The sequence below is a fragment of the Acidovorax sp. ACV01 genome, from assembly GCF_014851495.1.
In the GTDB taxonomy this organism is placed as follows: Bacteria; Pseudomonadota; Gammaproteobacteria; order Burkholderiales; family Burkholderiaceae_C; genus Acidovorax; species Acidovorax radicis.
The window spans coordinates 161,040-179,561 of sequence record NZ_JACUZT010000008.1; the positions used below are offsets into that span (position 1 = coordinate 161,040).

The following is an 18,522-nucleotide window of genomic DNA, read 5'->3' on the forward strand; positions in this document are numbered from 1 at the left end:
TGTCCTTACAATTGGTCGCTTCTCAACACCCAAGGGCGCGCAAGGCGCCCTTTGTATGGAAATAGCAATACTGTTCGCCCTCATCTTCCTCAACGGCCTGTTTGCCATGTCAGAGATCGCTCTGGTCACGGCCCGCAAAGCCCGGTTGCAAAAGCTGATTGATGAGGGCGATAGCGGCGCCGCCGCCGCCGTGAAGCTGGGCGAAGACCCCACGCGTTTTCTGTCCACCATCCAGATCGGCATCACGTCCATCGGCGTCTTGAACGGTATCGTGGGCGAGGCCGCGCTGGCCGCACCGCTGGCTGCGTGGCTTGAATCGCTGGGCGTGCCCCTGCCCTATGGGGGCTATGCAGCCACCGGGCTGGTGGTGGTGCTGATCACGTATTTCTCCATCGTGGTGGGTGAACTGGTGCCCAAGCGCATCGGCCAGTCCTACCCCGAAACCTTTGCCCGCCTGGTCGCGCGGCCCATCAACTTTCTCGCGCTGGCCACCAAGCCTTTTGTGCTGCTGCTGTCCACCTCCACCCGCACGCTGCTGCGCCTGATGGGTGTAAAGGAAACCAGCGGCAGTCCCGTGACGGAAGAAGAAATCCACGCCATGCTGGTCGAGGGCACGACGGCCGGGGTGATCGAATCGCACGAGCACACCATGGTGCGCAATGTGTTCCGGCTGGACGACCGCCAGATCGGCTCGCTGATGCTGCCGCGCGGCGACGTGGTGTGCCTGGACGTCGATGCTCCGTTTGAAGAGAATCTGGCGCGTATCGAGGAGTCGGACCACGCGCGGTTTCCGGTGGTGCGCGGGGGCATGGACAACATCCTGGGCGTGATCAACTCCCGCCAGTGGCTGGCCCGCGCGCTGCGCGACCGCAGCCAGACCCTGGCCGACCAGACGCTGCAGGCCGTGCTGTACGTGCCCGAAACCATCACCGGCATGGAGCTGCTGGACAACTTCCGGCTGCAGGACGTACACATGGCGTTTGTCATCGACGAGTACGGCGAGGTGCAGGGCATCGTCACGCTGCAGGACCTGATCGAGGCCATTACCGGCGAGTTCCAGCCGCGCGACCCCGAGACCTCGTGGGCGCTGCAGCGCGAGGACGGCAGCTGGCTGCTGGACGGCCACATCCCCGTGCCCGAGCTGAAAGACCGGCTGAACCTGGACTCCGTGCCCGAGGAAGAACGTGGCCGCTACCACACCCTCAGCGGCATGATCATGTTGCTGACCGGGCGCCTGCCCAAGGTGACCGACGCAGTGCAATGGGAAGACTGGAAACTCGAAGTGGTGGACATGGACGGCAAGACCATCGACAAGATCCTGGCCACACGCCTGACGCCCGAGGAAAAGGCCGAGGCCGAGGACAGCCCGGCGGCCTGATCGCGACGGCGCTATTCGCCGTTCACAAAAACGGTCAGCACCCCGGTGTAGCCGTACAGATGGTGGTGCGCAATTTCACCTCCGGCAAAAAAACCGGCCAGCGGCACGTCGCCCAGCGCGTGGCGCACGATCTGCAGCTCGGCACTGGGCCCGCCAAAATGGGGGCCGCCCCGGCCCGAGCAGCTCACATAGATCGCACCGCAGATGCGCCGCCCGGTCTGGGGCAGAGCGCTGGTGCCCCGCGCCGCCCCCCCCGGTGCCGCGGCCAGATCGCCCAGGGTGTCTGACGACACCATCGGCGCAGGCTCCAGTTCCTCCGGTTCCAGCTCCTCGCGAATCTCGGCGCAGATCCGCATCAGGTCGGCGCGCGCCGCTGCCACATTGCGCTGGCAGAACGCCAGATGCATGCCTGCCTCCACGTGGTCGGCCAGGGCCACGCCCCGGCGGCTGCCGTCGAGCCCCACGATGTGGCGCACGCGCGTATCGGTGCCGAAGTGGCCCGTGCGGCGCTGGCCCTGAGGCTGCTCGCCTGCGCTGACCAACCCGGCCAGCGTGGCGCGCACCTTGCGCAGCGCGGGCTGGGGGTCTCCACTGTCCAGCGAGACCTGCAGCGTATCGAGCAGCACATCCAGCGCTGGCTCGCCATCCAGTGCCAGAACGACGTTGTCCTGCGCGGCGGTGATGGTGCGCAGCGCGCCCACGGGCTGGCAGCCCTGCGTGACGCGCGACACAAGCGCCACCCCGGCGCCAAACGCCACGCCCGACAAGCCGCCGTCAAACACCCCGCTGGCGCCGCCCTGCCCCGCGATGTTGCCGTCGCCACCCACTGCAAACTGTACGTTGCTCGTGCGGCTGGCGGACAGGCCACCAAACAGGTAGCCGGTGTCGGTGCGTGCGGCCATCTCGGCCAGCAATTCGGTCAGTTCGGGGGTGCGGCCATCGGCATGCACCAGCGCCGTGTGGGCCACAAAGCCTGCGCCCGGGTGCGGCGCGTGCGTGGGCAGAGGAGCCACGCCGGAGAACACACGGTACTGGTCAGCCGGCACATCCAGCAGCATGACCGACAGCGCCGGCTCGTCAAAGTATTCGGCATTGTTGGCCGACACGCCCACACCCACGGTACCGGTCCAGTCCGTCACCTCGGGCAGCTCGCCACTCAGGTAGTCGAGCAGCGCCTGGGCTTCGTTGCCGTAGTGGTCGGTGACGTAAAGCAGGCCCAGGGTGGGTGCCGAAGCGTATTCGGGCAGCGCCATCTGGGCGCGCAATTGCGCCAGCACCAGCGCGGCGGCCATGCGCCACTGGGGATGGGTGGCGTGGCCGGAAGGGAAAAGTTTCATGGGGTGGATCTCCATGCCAGGGCGGTGGTGGGCCGGTGTTGCGCCCACCTGCGGGTTGTTGCCACACCCGCCCGCGTTGGCGTCAGCCCGCTCGCTTGCGGGCCGCTGGGCTGCGGGTGCTGCTGCTGGCTTTTTTGGCGGCGGGTTTCGCCGTAGTTTTGCGGGCCGCAGGCTTCTTGGTGGCGGTGGTCTTTTTGGTGGTGCCCGGTGCAGCGGCACGCTTGGCGCCGCCCTGCATGGTCTGCATGCCCTTGGCGGCGAATTGGGTGGCCATGCCGGTGGCCGTCTTGAGGGCTTCCTTGGCGAGGCCCGTGGCCATGTTCTTGGTGGTGTCGATGGCGGTCTGCTTGGCCGCGTCCTTCATGGCGTTGGCGGCGATCTGCTGGAACTGGCCGGTGAGCGCGCCCCACCACTGCATCGGGTCCACCACGGTGGGCGTAGCGGCGGCGGCCGATGCCTTGCTGCCCTTCGCCTTGGCCTTGGCAGGCTGGGCGGCGGGCTCGGCTTCCTCGCGCTCGTCTTCTTCTGCTTCTTCGGCAGCGCTCGCGCGGCCCGTGACACGGGCGGCAGCCCCAGCGACGGCGCCCGCCGCTCCGCTCACGGTGTCGGCGGCTTTCTGCACACCACTCATCACGGTGTCGGCGGTCTTGAGCTTGAAGGCATTGGCCACGTCGCCCATGCTGAAATTCATGCCCTTGAGCGTGGCCAGGGTCATCTTCTGCACCTCCAGCGCCTGGATGGTGGCGGCCAGCGCGCGCGAGTTCTGCTCCAGCCAGAACTGCACGGCCTTGAGTTCGTCGATGCGCTTCTCGAGTTCTTCGACGCTGATGGTGGGCGCCACCCAGTTGCTGAGGTTGGGCAACTGCGGAATGCTGTTGGACGCCCCTTTGGCCAGGCTCTGCAAAAAGTCAAAACCTGGGACAAGTTTGCCGAAACCGAAATTCGATGTGTCGCTCATGGCCGCTCCGCAAGAGGTGGGTCTGTGGTGGGGTCACAGCTTACTCCAATGCGTTGCGACCGCGAAGGCAGTGGCGCAGGCCAAATCCTCAGTGTTTGTGCTCATGCGCCTTGGCGCCGCCGGGGGCCGACGTGCCCACGGGCACGCTCAGTTCCAGCTTGCTCTCCGCGCCCTTGGCGTCCTGGAACACCAGCGTGATGGGCACCGAGCTGTCCTTGGCCAGCGGGGCCTTCAGGTCCAGCAGCATGACGTGGTAGCCACCGGGCTTGAGCTCCACGGTCTTGCCCGCGGGCAGGTCCAGCGCGGGCACGGCGCGCATCTTCATCACGTCGCCTTCCATCTTCATCTCGTGCACTTCGGTGATGCCAGCGGCGGGCGATTCGGCGCGCACCAGGCGGGCGCCGTCCTTGGCGGTGAGGCGCATGAAGGCGCCCGTGGCCTTCTGGCCCTGTACGCTGGCACGGGCCCAGGCGCCTTCGACCTTGACGGCGGCCGTCTGTGCCCATGCGGGGGCGCTGGCCAGTGCTGCGGCCAGTGTGGAAACGAGGGCGGCGCGGTGAAGCAGTTTTTTCATGATGGATGTCTTTCGGAGGTCAGCTGGAAATGGGGTGGAGCAGGCGCGGGGCGGACCTGACTGTCAATGATTGTGCGCACCACCGCCGCCCGTGGGCAGAATCTCCAGCGCTGCCGCAGGGGACTTCAGGTCCGAAAGTTTCTGGCCCGCCTTGGGCACGTCAGTCCAGTCGTTCCGGCCTTCGGCACAGGCCTGGCGCACGGGCCAGTACACGGTGCCCGCCTGCTCCGGCGCCTGGGCCACGAGCACGAACTCGTCGTAATGGGCGCTTTGCAGCATGTCGTCCGGCGTCTTGGCCGTCCAGGTGATGCGCACCACGTCTTCGGTGATGCTGCGGCCGTGGCTGGTGTACGGCTGTGCGAGTTTTTCGCGCTGTACCTCCAGCGTCCAACCGGGCTTGGGCATGGGGCGCGCGCCACGCATGCCGGCCGGGATGTCCACCGCGACCTGCCGCGTGGGCGACGCGCCGCAGCCGTGGCCGACCTTGAAGCTCGCCTTGTAGCTGGCGCCCGCCGGGGCCACCTGGTACTCGAGCACCACATGGGCAGATGCAGAGCCAAAAATGCCTCCAGCGCTTAATAGTAAAGCGGTAGCAGCTATATTTTTCATAGTGTTTGATTTCATATTCAGACCTTGCGTTTCAACGATTCATTGCCTTCAACACTGGCGCGCCCGAGGCGAGCGCCACCGCGGAACCGGCTTCGCCGGGCCGCTGGAGGCGTCCCCCTTGGGGGAAGCGGCGCAAGCCGCTCAGGGGGTTACTTTCAATTCAGCCAGGTAGGTGCGCTGCGGGTAGGGGTGGAAGTTCCAGAACTGGTAGTTGTTGAGGTTGTCGATGCCCACGGCAGCGCTCACCTGCTTGGTGATCTGGTAGCGCACACGCACGTCGGTGGTGAAGTAGCGGCTGGCGCCCTGGTAGGCAAAACCGTTCACGTCGGTGTTGTCCAGCGTGCTGTATTGCTTGCCGCTGTAGCGCGCGCCCAGCGTGTATGACCACTTGTCGTCCGGCCGGTAGGTTGCCACGGCGCTGGCGCGCCACTCGGGGATGCGCGGCTGCCACTTGCCCACGCTGGCGGGAAACTTGTCGTTGCGGGTGATCTTGGAGTCCGTCCAGGTCAGGCTTGACCCGAGGTCGAGCCCACGCAGAAGAACATTGGCGGCCTGGTACGACAGTTCGATGCCCTTGGTGCGGATAGCGTCCACGTTCTGCACGTTGGTCACGTTGGGCGCGACGAGCACGTTGGTCTGCGAATACAGCGCGTCCTTGGTGCGCTCAAAAAACGCGGTCAGGCGCAGCAGCCCATTGCCCATATCGCGCTCGGCCGTCAGCTCGGTGGTCCAGCTCTTTTCGGGCCTCAGGTTCGGGTCGTTGTTGATCAGCGTGCCGCTGCCGTTGATGCCACCCTGGTACAGCTCGGCCACGGTGGGCATGCGCACCGCGCGGCCGGTGGAGGCCTTGAGCACCCACAGGTCGTTGGCCTGGTAGGCCACGGCAGCCTTGGGCGAGACATAGGTTTCGTTGCGCTCGGGGTGGCTCAGCGTGGTGGTGGCGTTGCCGGTCTGGCCATTGCTGGCGCTCCAGCGCTCGGCGCGGGCGCCCAGCACGGCCTTCCACTTTGGTGCGATCTTCCAGGTGTCTTGCGCCCACAGGCCAATGAGCTGGGTGTCGCCGTTGAAGGCCTGGTTGCGGGCGCCTGCAGCGCCGCTGATCCAGTTCGTCGTGGCGTTCTCCACGGTGCGCAGCTGGTAGCTGTCGCGCTGCAGGCCAAAGTCCACGATGTGCGTGCCCTGCACCCCATTCGGACGCCAGGTGCCTTTGGCGGCCAGCGTGTTCCAGCCCGTGCCCTTGTTGTTGACGATGCGCCCTGCCCCGCCGTTCCGCGCTGCAGGCAGCGCCACGGTGGCAGCGCGCAGGGTGTCGGTTTGGTAGTCGTACAGGCTGGCGGCCACCTCCCAGTCGAACGCGCCCTGGGTGTGGCTCTTGACCGAGAGCCCGTGCATAAAGTGCGTGAGGTTCTCGTTGGACACATTGAAGTCCGTGGGCGCGAGCGTGTACGAGCGGCCGTTGATGTTGACCGTGCCGCCGTACACCGCATTGCCATTGGCGTCGCGCAGGTAGCTGGTGGGGCGCCCTTCGGATTCGTTGTGCCACCAGCCCAGGGTGTAGGCCGCGCGCACGGTGGGCGAGACGTCGTAGGCGATCTTGGCCTTGATGTGGTCTTGCTGCGTGTGGTACTGGGTGGCCGTGCCCAGCAGGTACCAAGGCTGGTTGCTGCGGTTGTTGCCCAGCACGGCACCCGTCACCGGCGTGCCTGCATGGCCCACGGCGCCTGCAGACACGAGGCGCGTGGGGAAGGTGAGCGGCTGGCCCTCGCTGTCGGTCTTGTTGAAGTTGAGGAACCACGACCAGTCGCCATTCTTGTTGCCCACCGAGGCGCTGACCTGCTTGCCCGCGTAGGTGGCGCTGGTGCCATACAAATCGAACGGCTGGTGCTGGACGCTGACCTGCGCATGCGCCTCGAACTTTGTCGGCATGCGCGTGACGTAGTCCACCACCGCGCCCACCGAGTTGCCTGCGTAGGCGGCCGAAAACGGGCCGTAGAGCACGTCCACGCGCTCGATTTCTTCCGGCGTGACCAGCATCCAGCGCGGCGCGTTGGTGGGGCCGTTGCCCAGGTAGTTGCTGAGCAAGATGCCGTCGGCGAACACCATGGACCGCGCCGGGTTGCCCGTGCCCGAGGCGCGCGTGGACAATACGGCGTGGTTGTAGTCGCCGATGTAGCGCTTGCGCACCAGCAGGCTGGGCAGGTACTTGAGGGCGTCTTCGCTGTCGGTGGCATTGATCGAATGCTCGATCTGCTCGCGCGTCACGCCCTCGATGGTGGTGGGGATCTGCGTGGGCAGCGAGGTGGGCTGGCCGCCGCGGATGGTGACCACGCCCAGCTCCTTGACGGGTGCGTTGGTGCTGTCAGCGGTCTGGGCCCACACGGGCATAGCCCAGGACAGGGCAAGGGGAAAGGCACTGGCCACGGCCAGCGCCATGCGGCTTTTGCGCATGGGAACTCCTGAATTTCAAGCCAAATAGGCCGCCAGCGCTTATCTATCAAGCGCAAACAGCTATCAAACAAATAGCAATTTCAGGAGAAGGCCGGAGGCCCGCGCGGCGGCAGCGGCGCGGCGGTGCGCGCAGCAATGTGCGCGGCGGGAATGGGGCGCAGGGCATGCGCCAGGGGGTGGACTACAGGCAGCTGCGCCTGTGACGCGGGGGGAGGAGCGCCCACATGCGCGCACAACGGGCAGTCCAGCGTGTGGCTGGGCAGCTCCTTGGCGCCGTCGTCGGTCTTGACCAACACCTTGATGGCGCCCGAGCCCGAACAAATCAGCTCCATCGCCTGCGGATTGACCAGGGGCGACGCCACCGCCACCCCCATGGACAACACAAACCACGCCAGCACAAGGCGGGCGAGCCAGCGAAGGCTACGGATGGTTTGGAGGGAGGGCATGGGTGCGGATTGTAGGGGGCCGGCGCGCGAACTCCTTGACGGAGGTCATCTGTGCGACGGACTGCGCCCCCGCCCGCACCTAGGATGCGTGCTGCATTCACCCCTACATCGGAGACAACACCATGCTGACACTCTGCGGCTTTTCGGCCAGCAACTACTACAACAAGGTCAAACTCGCCCTGCTCGAAAAGGGCCTGCCCTTCACCGAGGAACTTGCCTGGGTGGGCGAGACCGACCGCAGCGCCAGCCCGCTGGGCAAGGTGCCCTACCTGCGCACCCCCGAGGGGCCGCTGTGCGAATCCGCGGTGATCGCCGACTACATCGAGGCAGCCCACCCCGCGCACCCACTTATCCCCGCCGACCCCTACCAGGCCGCCAAGGTGCGCGAGCTGATCACCTTTCTGGAGCTGCACCTGGAGCTGGTGGCGCGCAACCTGTACCCGCAGGCCTTTTTTGGCGGCACGGTGAGCGATACCGCCAAGGAAAAGGTGGGGGCGCAACTGGAAAAGAACATTGCCGCCTTCGGCCAGCTGGCAAAGTTCAGCCCCTACGTGGGTGGCGACACCTTCACCCTGGCCGATTGCGCCGCCATCGTGCACTTGCCGCTGGTCAGCTCGGCCACCAAGATCATCTATGGCCGCGACTACCTGGCTGGCCTGCCGGCGCGGGAGTACCTGACCCGCATGGCCGAGCGCCCGCACGTGCAGCGCGTGAATGCCGATCGCAAGACCAATACCGCGGAGATGCTGGCACGGCCGCCCAAGCGCTAAGCGCCCTTCTTCTGCAAGGAGCAGGGGCGTCATCCCTTGACCCTGGTCAACCAGGGGCTCTGCACGCAGGCGCACCATGCAGGTATCCGCTCACCCGAGGAGACACCACATGGACAAGACCCAAGCCGCCCCATTCCGCCAACTGCTGCTCGCTCAGCAATCCGGGCTGCGGGCGCAGTTGGCTGCGCAGCGCGGCGGCGTCATAGGCCGTGCAGAGGCCGCTGCCGACCACTTTGGCCAGCCCGAGGACCCACGGGCCCAGCTGGCCACCGAGCGTGAATTGGAATTTGCGCTGGACGAACGCGAAACCACCCATCTGGCCGCCGTGGAAGCTGCTTTGGCCCGCATCGAAGCCGACACGTACGGTGAATGCACGGACTGCGGCACCCACATCACCGCCGCCCGCCTGCATGCCACCCCCGAAGCTGCGCGCTGCGTGCATTGCCAGGAGAAGGCCGAGCAGCATCGCCGCGCAGCCTGAATCGGCGCACGCTGCTCCAGCGTTCCGCCATCACTTCCAGCAAAACCTCCGCCCACGTACCCATACTGGCTGCTATCCTTTGCAGGATGCGCAGCCTGTTTCACCTCGCCTTTCACGTGACCGACCTCGATGCCGCCCGCCGCTTCTACGGCGGTGTGCTGGGCTGCCAGGAAGGCCGAAGCACTGACACCTGGGTGGACTTTGATTTCTTTGGCCACCAGATCTCGCTGCACCTGGGCACACCGTTTTCCAGCGCCCGTACGGGCCATGTCGGCAATCACCTGGTGCCCATGCCGCACTTCGGCGCCATCCTGGAATTGCCCGACTGGCATGCGCTGGCCGCACGCCTGAAAGCAGCGGGCACCGCCTTTGTCCTGGAGCCACAGGTGCGTTTTGAAGGCCAGCCCGGGGAACAGTGGACGATGTTCTTTCACGACCCGAGCGGCAATCCCATCGAGATCAAGGGCTTTCGCTCGCTGGACGCGGTGTACGCACCGTGAGCTACACCTTCGCATCGGCCACCATCTTGCTGTTGCTGATCACGGATCCGCTGGGCAACATCCCCATTTTTGCCAACGCACTGCGCGGCGTGGCGCCCGAACGGCGGGCGCGAGTGATCCTGCGGGAGGTGCTGATCGCGTTTGCGCTGCTGCTGGTGTTCCTGTTTTTCGGGGCGGAGTTTCTGCGGGTGATGAACCTGAGCGATCTTTCGCTGCAGCTAGCTGGCGCCGTCGTGCTGTTTCTGATCGCACTGCGCATGATCTTTCCGCCCGAATCCGGGCCACAGGCCGAATTGCCTGGAGAGCCGCTGATCGTGCCACTGGCCATTCCGGCCTTGGCGGGCCCCTCAGCCCTGGCCACGGTGATGTTGCTGGTGGCCCAGGCCCCCGAGCGCCGGTGGGAATGGGTGGGCGCACTGTGCGTCACCATGGCCGTGTGCGCCGTGGTGCTGTTGATGGCCGAACGCATCCAGCGCCTGGTGGGAGAACGCGTGGTGATGGCGTTTGAACGCCTGATGGGCTTGATCCTGGTCGCCATCTCGGTGGAGATGCTGATCCGGGGGATCAAGCAGCTCGCGCAGCAGCTGTAGCCGCCGCGCGCCCCCAAAAGCGAGGGAGGGGAACCGGGGATTCCACCTCCGCTCCGCCCGGAGTGCTGGCATGCCGGCGACTACCGTGCGCCGCCGGCGCGCAAGCTCAACGGCGTTGCAGCAACGGGATGGTGCCCAGTGCGAACACCGAGTTGGGCACCCCCACCCGCGCCATCAGAGGGCGTGGCTTGGCGTTCAGCTTGGGCCGGGGTGCGACAGGCGCTATCTCCTCTGCAACCACCCCCTTGGCATGCTGCTCGGCCACAAGGTCCTGCAAAGTCACTGACTGCAGGTATTCCATGACCCGCGCGTTGAAGGTGGACCAAAGTTCACCCGTCATCGACTTCACCTGGGCAGCCTGGCCGACATCCAGGCTTTGCAGATCGTCAGTCTTGAGGTTTTCGACGGCCAGGATGATCTCGGCAACCGAGATCTGGTCGGTGTTCCGGGCCAGGGTGTAGCCGCCGCCAGGGCCGCGTGTGCTGTCCACGAGCCCGGCACGCCGCAGGGCACTGAACAGCTGCTCCAGGTACGACAGCGAGGTGCCCTGCCGTGCGCTGATCGTCGACAGTGCTACCGGCCGCATTTTCTGGCGCAGTGCCAAATCCGTCATTGCCGATACCGCAAGTTGTCCTCGGGTGGTGATCCGCATCGTTGCTACTCCTTGTGAACGTTGACAGTTCCAGACCGCTGCGCGAACCGCTGCGGAATGGGGCCAAGCGTTCAATGTAGGGCGTTTGATACTTCGCGTATATTCGTTTTATCAAAGCAAATAATTCGCTTTTTCCGAAGTATCTACCCCCATGAACTTTAAACACCTCCGATATTTCTGGACAGTTGCCAAAGCCGGCGGCGTCATGCGCGCTGGAGAACAACTGCACACCACGCCCCAGACGCTGTCCGGCCAGATCAAGCAACTGGAGGAATGGCTGGGCCACGACCTGTTTCGCAAACGTGGGCGCGGCCTGGAACTCACCAGCGAAGGCCGTGTTGCCCTGGGATACGCCGAACAGATCTTTGCGCTGGGTGACGAGTTGGAGAAATCCATCCGCCTCTCGCGTGGCCAGGCCAAGCCGCTGGAATTTCGTGTGGGGGTGGCCGACTCCATTGCCAAATCCGTGGCCTATCACCTTCTGGAGCCGGCGCTTGGAATGCCTGAGCAGGTACACATGACCTGCCAGGAGGGGAAATTTCCAGAACTGATTGCACAACTGAGCCTGCACAAGCTCGATCTGGTGCTCGCGGACGAGCCGGTCTCCAAGAAGATCGGTGTCAAGGCGTTCAACCACCCTTTGGGAACCAGCGGCATGAGTTTTTTCAGCGCGCCTAGCCTGAGGGCGCAGCTGGACGGAACATTCCCCCAATGCCTCCAAGGAGCCCCCATGCTCATCCAGGGGCCCATGTCCTCTGTGCGCCAGCAGCTCGACCACTGGCTCAATAAACACCATCTTCAGCCCCGGATCGTGGGAGAGTTCGATGACAGCGCCCTCATGAACGCCTTCGGCCGCGAAGGCCGGGGAGTTTTTACCTCACCCACGGTTCTGGACGCGGAAACCACCACCCAGTTCGGTGTCGAGGTGATCGGTCGCACTACAGAGCTGGTCGAGGAGTTTTTTGCAATCTCCGTGGAGCGGCGCATCACGCACCCTTGCGTGGTGGCAATTACCAAGGCGGCAAAGGCTGATCTTTTTGGGCGATGAGCGACCTCCCGATGCGGGCTACAACTGCGCAGGGAATTCCCCGCGAGGAGCTGCCCTGTCACAGCCAAAGCGGCTTTGCTGTAGCTACAGAAAACCGGTGCTCAGCAATGGGGTCAGTTGGCGCAATAGCTGAACACAGCCGCCACCTCCCTGAGCCACCAGGGTATTTGCCCCGTTGAGTACGCGCGACGGGCTAACGGAGGGCTGCCCTCATCACTTGCCCCAGCAGGACACAGCAATTGCCTGACACGTGTGGGCGCAGCGCCAGCCAAGGCCCACAAACAAAAACGCCCACTATCAAGTGGGCGTTTTGCTTAGCAGATGCCTGCTATTTTTTGGTTGCGCGAGAAGGATTTGAACCTCCGACCTTTGGGTTATGAGCCCAACGAGCTACCAGACTGCTCCATCGCGCGGTAAGAAATAAATTATACCCTATTATTCAGCTGCTGCCGAATTATTTTCAGTTTCAGCTGCACGATCCACCAGTTCAACCAGGGCCATAGGGGCGTTGTCGCCCACGCGGAAGCCCATCTTCAGAATACGGGTGTAGCCACCAGGACGCGCATTGAAGCGGGGGCCCAGGTCGTTGAACAGCTTGGTGACGCTGTCACGATCGCGCAAGCGGTTAAAAGCCAGGCGGCGATTGGCAACGGTGTCCACCTTGGCCAGGGTGATCATGGGTTCGATCACACGGCGCAGTTCCTTGGCCTTGGGGACGGTGGTCTTGATGACTTCGTGCTCGATGATCGAGTTCATCATGTTCTGCAGCATCGCAAGGCGGTGCGAGCTAGTGCGATTGAGTTTGCGGAGGCCGTGACCGTGACGCATGGTGCTTTTTCCTTATTTAAAATTAAATCAGGCAGCCGTATAAGGTACTGCCCGAGGCACTGTCCCCTTCAAGGGAACCAAAAACCAAGCCCTCCTATTCGGAGAGCCCAGAATTATAACTTAACGCTTGTCCAGACCGGCTGGTGGCCAGTTCTCCAATTTCATGCCCAGCGTGAGACCACGCGATGCGAGCACTTCCTTGATCTCGTTCAGCGACTTACGGCCCAGGTTAGGCGTCTTGAGCAACTCGTTCTCGGTGCGCTGGATCAGGTCACCGATGTAGTAGATGTTCTCAGCCTTCAGGCAGTTGGCCGAACGCACGGTCAGTTCAAGCTCGTCCACAGGACGCAGCAGGATCGGATCGAACGTAGCGTTGCCGCGTGGACCTGCAGGTGCATCGAACGCGGCCAGCTCGCCGCCTTCCAGTTGTGCAAACACAGCCAGTTGTTCCACCAGGATCTTGGCCGATGCACGCACTGCGTCTTCGGCAGTGATAGCACCATTGGTCTCGATCTCGACGACCAGCTTGTCCAGGTCGGTACGCTGCTCCACGCGGGCGCTTTCCACCGTGTAGCTCACGCGCTTCACAGGGGAGAACGATGCGTCCAGCACAATACGCCCAATCGACTTGGTCGATTCGTCTGCATAGCGGCGCAGGCTGCCAGGCACGTAGCCACGGCCCTTCTCGACCTTGATCTGCATGTCCAGCTTGCCGCCAGCCGACAGGTTGGCAATTACATGGTCAGGGTTGACGATTTCCACGTCATGAGGGGTCTGGATATCACGCGCCGTGACCACACCTTCGCCATCCTTGCGCAGGCTCAACGTGACTTCGTCACGGTTGTGCAGCTTGAACACCACGCCCTTGAGGTTCAGCAGGATGTTGACCACATCTTCTTGAACGCCGTCAATGGACGAGTACTCATGCAGAACGCCTGCAATGGTGACTTCCGTCGCTGCGTAACCCACCATGGACGAGAGCAGGACGCGCCGAATGGCGTTGCCCAGCGTGTGGCCGTACCCACGCTCGAACGGCTCCAGTGCGACCTTGGCACGATTGTGGCCAAGCTGCTCGACATTGATCGCCTTGGGTTTCAGCAAATTGGTTTGCATTCAGACTTCCTCTCAATACCCCCAGCTCGTTACACCGGTAAGGCTGGTGAAGCGCCTAAACCGCGATGCCTCGCGGTTTAGGGACGGTTTTCTCGAAATACGTACCGAGCGATTAGCGCGAGTACAACTCAACGATCAGTGATTCGTTGATGTCGGCGCCAAACTCATCACGGTCTGGCACCTTCTTGAAGATGCCTTCAGCCTTTTCAGCATCCACTTCCACCCAAGCCGGCATGCCTACTTGAGCGGCGAGTTGCAGGGCTTCCACAACGCGGTTTTGTTTCTTCGACTTTTCACGCACTGCAACCACGTCGCCCGTCTTCACGAGGTACGAAGCGATGTTCACGGACTTGCCGTTCACGGTGATCGCTTTGTGGGACACCAGCTGACGCGCTTCAGCGCGGGTCGAGCCGAAACCCATGCGGTACACCACATTGTCCAGACGCGATTCCAGCAGAAACAGCAGGTTTGCGCCGGTGTTGCCCTTTTTGCCGTCAGCGGCTTCGAAGTAGCGACGGAATTGCTTCTCCAGCACGCCGTACATGCGCTTGACCTTCTGCTTTTCACGCAGTTGCAGACCATAGTCAGAGGTACGGGCACCAGAGGTGCGGCCATGCTGACCAGGCTTGGAGTCGAATTTGGACTTGTCGGCGATCGAGCGACGGGCGCTCTTCAGGAACAGGTCCGTGCCTTCACGGCGGGAGAGTTTGGCCTTGGGGCCGAGGTAACGTGCCACTTGAGCTTCCTTTGTGTCATCTACCGCAAACCATTGCGGGAGCCGCCTGAGGCGCTTGCGCGTTCACAGGCGGCGGTGGGCTTAGAGAGATTAGATACGACGACGCTTTTGAGGGCGGCAGCCGTTGTGGGGCACCGGGGTCACGTCAGAAATCGACGTGATGCGGATGCCCAGTGCGCCCAGTGCGCGCACCGAAGATTCACGGCCAGGACCAGGGCCCTTGATTTCAACGTCAAGGTTCTTGATACCTTGGTCGATGGCAGCGCGGCCAGCCACTTCCGAAGCCACTTGAGCTGCGAAAGGAGTGGACTTGCGTGAGCCCTTGAAACCTTGGCCACCGGACGAAGCCCACGACAAGGCATTGCCTTGGCGATCGGTGATCGTGATGATGGTGTTGTTGAACGAGGCGTGCACGTGTGCAATACCGTCCGAAACGTTCTTCCGGACCTTCTTGCGAACGCGCTGAGCTGCGTTATTGGCAGGAGACTTAGCCATGATGATCTTTCAATCTTTATTTCTTCAGTGCAGCTGCACCCTTGCGCGGACCCTTGCGAGTGCGTGCATTGGTACGGGTGCGCTGACCACGCATTGGCAGACCGCGGCGATGGCGGAAGCCACGATAGCAGCCGATGTCCATCAATCGCTTGATGTTCATGGTGGTTTCGCGGCGCAGGTCACCTTCAATGGTGAACTGCTCGATTTGCTCGCGAATTTTTTCCAGATCGCCGTCCGTCAGATCCTTGATCTTCTTGGAGTAAGCGATACCAGTTGCTTCGCAAATCTTGCGAGCGCGGGTGCGACCAATGCCAAAAATGGCGGTCAAACCGATTTCCGCGTGCTTGTGCGGCGGAATGTTAATGCCAGCGATACGTGCCATATGCGTCCTCTAATACTTTCCAATCAACCTTGGCGCTGCTTGTGACGCAGATCCGTGCAGATCACGCGCACCACACCCTTGCGGCGGATGATCTTGCAGTTGCGGCAGATTTTTTTGACCGAAGCCGAAACTCTCATTGCATTCTCCTAAAACTTGTCCATCCGTCCCGGCTGTTTCGCACGGAACACAATTTGTGCCCGCGAAAAATCGTGGGGCGCCAACTCAACCGATATCCAGTTCTTGCAGGCAGTGTCGCGATGCGAACACTACCTTCCTCATCATCAACCGCCACCTGCATTGCCTTTGAAGTTGGCCTTCTTGAGCAGCGATTCGTACTGTTGCGACATCATGTAGTTTTGAACCTGGGCCATGAAGTCCATGGTCACAACCACAATGATCAGCAGCGAGGTTCCACCAAAGTAGAACGGAACGTTGTACTTCAAGATCAGGAACTCTGGCAGCAAACACACAAAGGTGATGTAGACAGCGCCCGCCAGAGTCAGGCGAACCAGAATCTTGTCGATATAACGTGCCGTTTGCTCACCCGGGCGGATGCCTGGAATGAACGCACCGCTCTTCTTCAGGTTGTCTGCAGTTTCCCGGCTGTTGAAAACCAGGGCCGTGTAGAAAAAGCAGAAGAAGATGATTGCAGCGGCATAGAACATCACGTAGATCGGCTGACCTGGGGTCAGTGCGCCCGAAATGTCCTTCAACCAGCGCATCGATTCACCCGCGCTGAACCAATTCACTACGGTTGCCGGCAACAGAATGATCGACGAAGCAAAGATCGGAGGAATCACGCCTGCCATGTTGAGCTTCAAGGGCAAATGCGACGACTGACCGCCATAGACCTTATTACCCACCTGCCGACGAGCGTAATTCACCAATATCTTGCGTTGGCCACGCTCCACGAACACCACGAAGTAGGTCACCAGACCAACCACGAGGACGATGAAGATAGCGGCCAGAATGCTCATGGCACCTGTACGAACCAATTCCAGAAGACCACCGATGGAACTTGGCAGGCCAGCAGCGATACCTGCAAAGATCAGGATCGAGATTCCGTTGCCCAAACCCCGCTCTGTGATCTGCTCACCCAGCCACATCAGAAACATCGTGCCAGCTGTCAGGCTGACAACAGCCGTCATACGGAACCCGAAACCAGGACTGAGCACAAGACCTGCAGAACTTTCCAGCGCCACCGCAATACCCAACGACTGGAACAGAGCAAGACCCAAGGTGCCATACCGCGTGTACTGCGTGATTTTCCTGCGACCGGCTTCGCCTTCCTTCTTCAACTGCTCGAATGTGGGAACCACATAAGTCATCAACTGCATGATGATCGATGCCGAGATGTACGGCATGATCCCCAGCGCGAAAACCGTGAAACGCGAAAGCGCACCACCCGAGAACATGTTGAACAGATTCAGTATCCCGCCTTGCTGGCCACTGAAGAGCTGTTGGAGTTGGGCTGGATCGATACCGGGCACAGGGATATGAGCCCCGATGCGATACACGACCAGCGCAAGCAACAGAAAAACCAGACGACGGCGCAGGTCGCCGAACTTACCGGTCTTTGCAATTTGAGCTGCGCTAGTAGCCACAGATGCCTTCCTTCAGAGTCACACTCAGGCGACGCTGCCGCCAGCAGCTTCAATCGCTGCCTTGGCACCAGCCGTAGCGCCCACGCCATTCAGCTTGACAGCCTTGGTCAGGGAACCGCTCTTGATGACCTTCACCACCTTAGCCAGTTCACCGATCAGACCAGCTTGCTTCAGAGCCAGCACATCCACTTCGGCCAGGCCGAGTTGATCCAATGCCGTCAACGTCACTTCTGCGTTGAACTTGAGCAAGTGCGACTTGAAGCCACGCTTGGGCAAGCGGCGTTGCAAAGGCATTTGACCGCCTTCAAAGCCAACCTTATGGTAACCACCGGCGCGAGACTTCTGACCCTTGTGACCACGGCCAGCGGTCTTGCCCAGGCCGGAGCCGATACCACGGCCTACGCGGCGCTTGGCATGCTTGGCGCCGTCTGCGGGCTTGATGCTATTGAGTTCCATGATCTATCTCTCAGAGGACTTTGACCAGATAGCTGATCTTGTTAATCATGCCGCGCACTTCGGGCGAGTCCTGCAGTTCGCTCACGCTATTGAGCTTGCGCAGACCCAGGCCGCGAACGGTAGCGCGGTGCGATTCCTTGGTGCCAATCGGGCTGCGCACCAGTTGAATCTTGACGGTTTGTTGCGTAGTCATTTCCAGCTTCCTATCAGGCGAAGATGTCTTCGACCGTCTTGCCGCGCTTGGCTGCCACATTCGACGGGGTGGTCGAATTGACGAGCGCATCAAAGGTGGCACGGACCATGTTGTAGGGGTTCGACGAACCATGGCTCTTGGCCACGATGTCGGTGATGCCCACCACTTCGAAAACAGCGCGCATGGGGCCGCCAGCGATGATGCCGGTACCCTTGGGAGCTGGGTGGAGTTCCACCGAAGCCGCACCGTGGTGACCCTTCACCGAGTGGTGAATGGTGCCGCTCTTGAGCGCAACCTTGACCAGGTTGCGACGGCATTCTTCCATCGCTTTTTGCACAGCAGCAGGCACTTCCTTGGACTTGCCCTTGCCCATGCCAACGCGGCCATCACCGTCGCCAACCACAGTCAGTGCAGCGAAACCGAGAATACGGCCACCCTTCACGACTTTGGTCACGCGGTTGACCGCGATCATTTTTTCGCGCAGACCGTCGTCTTGACCTTCGGTCTGCACTTTGGGTTGAAATTTAGCCATTTTGTATTCCGCTCCGCTTAGAACTGCAGGCCGGCTTCACGGGCTGCGTCGGCCAGGGCCTTGACGCGACCGTGGTAGGCAAAGCCTGCGCGATCAAATGCAACCTTCTCGACGCCTGCAGCCTTTGCCTTTTCAGCAATGCGCTTGCCAATGGCCGTGGCGGCGGCGGCGTTGCCACCCTTGCCCGAACCACCGAGTTCCTTGCGCACGTCGGCTTCTGCAGTGGAGGCACTTGCCAACACCTTGCTGCCGTCGCCAGAAATCACGCTGGCATAGATATGGAGGTTCGTGCGGTTCACGGTGAGACGCGCCACGCCTTGCTGTGCAATGCGGATGCGTGTCTGGCGCGAACGACGAAGACGCTGCTCTTTCTTGGTCAACATGTTGCAGCT

24 protein-coding genes and 1 tRNA gene are annotated in these 18,522 nt (G+C 62.2%); 6 read left to right on the forward strand and 19 right to left on the reverse strand.

Going from position 1 to position 18,522, the window contains the following annotated elements:
- Positions 1-55 precede the first annotated feature (55 nt).
- A complete protein-coding gene (locus IB243_RS21615; RefSeq protein WP_192429310.1) occupies positions 56-1,378 on the forward strand; it encodes a hemolysin family protein in 1,323 nt (440 codons plus the stop codon).
- Positions 1,379-1,389: 11 nt separating this feature from the next.
- Here IB243_RS21615 and IB243_RS21620 read toward each other — a convergent pair whose 3' ends face one another.
- The 6 genes from IB243_RS21620 to IB243_RS21645 all read right to left on the reverse strand — a co-directional run bounded on the left by IB243_RS21620 (position 1,390) and on the right by IB243_RS21645 (position 7,750).
- Complete coding sequence (locus tag IB243_RS21620) at positions 1,390-2,715, reverse strand: FIST N-terminal domain-containing protein (RefSeq protein ID WP_192429312.1); 1,326 nt, start codon at positions 2,713-2,715, stop codon at positions 1,390-1,392.
- An 82-nt stretch (positions 2,716-2,797) separates the two neighbouring features.
- Positions 2,798-3,673, reverse strand: coding sequence for a PhaM family polyhydroxyalkanoate granule multifunctional regulatory protein (locus IB243_RS21625; RefSeq protein ID WP_192429313.1), 876 nt, complete (start codon positions 3,671-3,673; stop codon positions 2,798-2,800).
- A gap of 88 nt (positions 3,674-3,761) precedes the next feature.
- Positions 3,762-4,247, reverse strand: coding sequence for a copper chaperone PCu(A)C (locus tag IB243_RS21630; RefSeq protein WP_192429315.1), 486 nt, complete (start codon positions 4,245-4,247; stop codon positions 3,762-3,764).
- Positions 4,248-4,310: 63 nt separating this feature from the next.
- A complete protein-coding gene (locus IB243_RS21635) occupies positions 4,311-4,856 on the reverse strand; it encodes a YcnI family protein (RefSeq protein ID WP_225585173.1) in 546 nt (181 codons plus the stop codon).
- A gap of 141 nt (positions 4,857-4,997) precedes the next feature.
- Entirely contained in the window at positions 4,998-7,304 is a 2,307-nt protein-coding gene (locus tag IB243_RS21640; protein WP_192429317.1) for a TonB-dependent receptor, read from the reverse strand.
- 80 nt (positions 7,305-7,384) lie between these two features.
- Positions 7,385-7,750 (reverse strand): DUF2946 family protein, encoded by a 366-nt coding sequence (locus IB243_RS21645; protein WP_192429318.1) that lies wholly within the window; start codon positions 7,748-7,750, stop codon positions 7,385-7,387.
- A gap of 122 nt (positions 7,751-7,872) precedes the next feature.
- On the opposite strand from IB243_RS21645, the gene IB243_RS21650 reads away from it, so the two are divergent.
- From IB243_RS21650 to IB243_RS21665, 4 genes are all read left to right on the forward strand, one after another.
- A complete protein-coding gene (locus IB243_RS21650) occupies positions 7,873-8,520 on the forward strand; it encodes a glutathione S-transferase (protein ID WP_192429320.1) in 648 nt (215 codons plus the stop codon).
- 109 nt (positions 8,521-8,629) lie between these two features.
- Positions 8,630-9,001, forward strand: coding sequence for a TraR/DksA family transcriptional regulator (locus IB243_RS21655; RefSeq protein WP_057229922.1), 372 nt, complete (start codon positions 8,630-8,632; stop codon positions 8,999-9,001).
- Positions 9,002-9,087: 86 nt separating this feature from the next.
- Positions 9,088-9,501, forward strand: coding sequence for a VOC family protein (locus IB243_RS21660; protein WP_010466288.1), 414 nt, complete (start codon positions 9,088-9,090; stop codon positions 9,499-9,501).
- Positions 9,498-10,091 carry a MarC family protein gene (locus tag IB243_RS21665; RefSeq protein ID WP_192429322.1) on the forward strand — a complete coding sequence of 198 codons (594 nt, stop codon included), beginning with the start codon at positions 9,498-9,500 and terminating at the stop codon, positions 10,089-10,091. Before IB243_RS21660 ends, IB243_RS21665 begins: the two co-directional genes overlap by 4 nt.
- 106 nt (positions 10,092-10,197) lie before the next feature.
- Here the strand turns inward: IB243_RS21665 and IB243_RS21670 are convergent, their stop codons facing one another.
- Positions 10,198-10,743: an Rrf2 family transcriptional regulator gene (locus IB243_RS21670; RefSeq protein WP_192429324.1), complete on the reverse strand. Its 546-nt coding sequence runs from the start codon at positions 10,741-10,743 to the stop codon at positions 10,198-10,200.
- 151 nt (positions 10,744-10,894) lie between these two features.
- Here IB243_RS21670 and nhaR point away from each other — a divergent pair, with 151 nt between their 5' ends.
- Positions 10,895-11,791, forward strand: a complete 897-nt coding sequence (gene nhaR, locus IB243_RS21675) for a transcriptional activator NhaR (protein ID WP_192429326.1) — start codon at positions 10,895-10,897, stop codon at positions 11,789-11,791.
- 336 nt (positions 11,792-12,127) lie between these two features.
- Here nhaR and IB243_RS21680 read toward each other — a convergent pair.
- From IB243_RS21680 to rplR, 12 genes are all read right to left on the reverse strand, one after another.
- Positions 12,128-12,204, reverse strand: a tRNA-Met gene (locus IB243_RS21680).
- A 22-nt stretch (positions 12,205-12,226) separates the two neighbouring features.
- Positions 12,227-12,619: a 50S ribosomal protein L17 gene (rplQ, locus tag IB243_RS21685; RefSeq protein ID WP_029414313.1), complete on the reverse strand. Its 393-nt coding sequence runs from the start codon at positions 12,617-12,619 to the stop codon at positions 12,227-12,229.
- Between the two features lie 120 nt (positions 12,620-12,739).
- On the reverse strand, positions 12,740-13,732 hold the full coding sequence (rpoA, locus tag IB243_RS21690) for a DNA-directed RNA polymerase subunit alpha (protein ID WP_008906514.1): 993 nt from the start codon (positions 13,730-13,732) through the stop codon (positions 12,740-12,742).
- A gap of 112 nt (positions 13,733-13,844) precedes the next feature.
- Positions 13,845-14,468: a 30S ribosomal protein S4 gene (gene rpsD / locus IB243_RS21695; protein WP_192429334.1), complete on the reverse strand. Its 624-nt coding sequence runs from the start codon at positions 14,466-14,468 to the stop codon at positions 13,845-13,847.
- Positions 14,469-14,558: 90 nt separating this feature from the next.
- Positions 14,559-14,963, reverse strand: coding sequence for a 30S ribosomal protein S11 (rpsK, locus tag IB243_RS21700; protein WP_005793662.1), 405 nt, complete (start codon positions 14,961-14,963; stop codon positions 14,559-14,561).
- A 16-nt stretch (positions 14,964-14,979) separates the two neighbouring features.
- The gene (rpsM, locus tag IB243_RS21705; protein WP_008906516.1) at positions 14,980-15,345 is read right to left on the reverse strand and encodes a 30S ribosomal protein S13; all 366 of its coding nucleotides are present in this window, start codon (positions 15,343-15,345) and stop codon (positions 14,980-14,982) included.
- 23 nt (positions 15,346-15,368) lie between these two features.
- Positions 15,369-15,482, reverse strand: coding sequence for a 50S ribosomal protein L36 (gene rpmJ, locus IB243_RS21710; RefSeq protein WP_005793651.1), 114 nt, complete (start codon positions 15,480-15,482; stop codon positions 15,369-15,371).
- 144 nt (positions 15,483-15,626) lie between these two features.
- Positions 15,627-16,949 (reverse strand): preprotein translocase subunit SecY, encoded by a 1,323-nt coding sequence (gene secY, locus IB243_RS21715; RefSeq protein WP_029414314.1) that lies wholly within the window; start codon positions 16,947-16,949, stop codon positions 15,627-15,629.
- 24 nt (positions 16,950-16,973) lie between these two features.
- Positions 16,974-17,405 carry a 50S ribosomal protein L15 gene (gene rplO, locus IB243_RS21720; RefSeq protein WP_010466313.1) on the reverse strand — a complete coding sequence of 144 codons (432 nt, stop codon included), beginning with the start codon at positions 17,403-17,405 and terminating at the stop codon, positions 16,974-16,976.
- Between the two features lie 10 nt (positions 17,406-17,415).
- A complete protein-coding gene (gene rpmD, locus IB243_RS21725; protein WP_007861725.1) occupies positions 17,416-17,598 on the reverse strand; it encodes a 50S ribosomal protein L30 in 183 nt (60 codons plus the stop codon).
- Positions 17,599-17,611: 13 nt separating this feature from the next.
- Entirely contained in the window at positions 17,612-18,130 is a 519-nt protein-coding gene (rpsE, locus tag IB243_RS21730; protein ID WP_192429336.1) for a 30S ribosomal protein S5, read from the reverse strand.
- Positions 18,131-18,147: 17 nt separating this feature from the next.
- Positions 18,148-18,513 carry a 50S ribosomal protein L18 gene (rplR, locus tag IB243_RS21735; protein WP_010466322.1) on the reverse strand — a complete coding sequence of 122 codons (366 nt, stop codon included), beginning with the start codon at positions 18,511-18,513 and terminating at the stop codon, positions 18,148-18,150.
- Between the last annotated feature and the right edge of the window lie 9 nt (positions 18,514-18,522).

Coding starts and splice junctions, on each gene's coding strand:
- IB243_RS21615 (WP_192429310.1), top strand. CDS start 56: ATGGAAATAGCAATACTGTTCGCCCTCATCTTCCTCAACGGCCTGTTT.
- IB243_RS21620 (WP_192429312.1), bottom strand. CDS start 2,715: ATGAAACTTTTCCCTTCCGGCCACGCCACCCATCCCCAGTGGCGCATG.
- IB243_RS21625 (WP_192429313.1), bottom strand. CDS start 3,673: ATGAGCGACACATCGAATTTCGGTTTCGGCAAACTTGTCCCAGGTTTT.
- IB243_RS21630 (WP_192429315.1), bottom strand. CDS start 4,247: ATGAAAAAACTGCTTCACCGCGCCGCCCTCGTTTCCACACTGGCCGCA.
- IB243_RS21635 (WP_225585173.1), bottom strand. CDS start 4,856: ATGAAAAATATAGCTGCTACCGCTTTACTATTAAGCGCTGGAGGCATT.
- IB243_RS21640 (WP_192429317.1), bottom strand. CDS start 7,304: ATGCGCAAAAGCCGCATGGCGCTGGCCGTGGCCAGTGCCTTTCCCCTT.
- IB243_RS21645 (WP_192429318.1), bottom strand. CDS start 7,750: ATGCCCTCCCTCCAAACCATCCGTAGCCTTCGCTGGCTCGCCCGCCTT.
- IB243_RS21650 (WP_192429320.1), top strand. CDS start 7,873: ATGCTGACACTCTGCGGCTTTTCGGCCAGCAACTACTACAACAAGGTC.
- IB243_RS21655 (WP_057229922.1), top strand. CDS start 8,630: ATGGACAAGACCCAAGCCGCCCCATTCCGCCAACTGCTGCTCGCTCAG.
- IB243_RS21660 (WP_010466288.1), top strand. CDS start 9,088: ATGCGCAGCCTGTTTCACCTCGCCTTTCACGTGACCGACCTCGATGCC.
- IB243_RS21670 (WP_192429324.1), bottom strand. CDS start 10,743: ATGCGGATCACCACCCGAGGACAACTTGCGGTATCGGCAATGACGGAT.
- nhaR (WP_192429326.1), top strand. CDS start 10,895: ATGAACTTTAAACACCTCCGATATTTCTGGACAGTTGCCAAAGCCGGC.
- rplQ (WP_029414313.1), bottom strand. CDS start 12,619: ATGCGTCACGGTCACGGCCTCCGCAAACTCAATCGCACTAGCTCGCAC.
- rpoA (WP_008906514.1), bottom strand. CDS start 13,732: ATGCAAACCAATTTGCTGAAACCCAAGGCGATCAATGTCGAGCAGCTT.
- rpsK (WP_005793662.1), bottom strand. CDS start 14,963: ATGGCTAAGTCTCCTGCCAATAACGCAGCTCAGCGCGTTCGCAAGAAG.
- rpsM (WP_008906516.1), bottom strand. CDS start 15,345: ATGGCACGTATCGCTGGCATTAACATTCCGCCGCACAAGCACGCGGAA.
- rpmJ (WP_005793651.1), bottom strand. CDS start 15,482: ATGAGAGTTTCGGCTTCGGTCAAAAAAATCTGCCGCAACTGCAAGATC.
- rplO (WP_010466313.1), bottom strand. CDS start 17,405: ATGGAACTCAATAGCATCAAGCCCGCAGACGGCGCCAAGCATGCCAAG.
- rpmD (WP_007861725.1), bottom strand. CDS start 17,598: ATGACTACGCAACAAACCGTCAAGATTCAACTGGTGCGCAGCCCGATT.
- rpsE (WP_192429336.1), bottom strand. CDS start 18,130: ATGGCTAAATTTCAACCCAAAGTGCAGACCGAAGGTCAAGACGACGGT.
- rplR (WP_010466322.1), bottom strand. CDS start 18,513: ATGTTGACCAAGAAAGAGCAGCGTCTTCGTCGTTCGCGCCAGACACGC.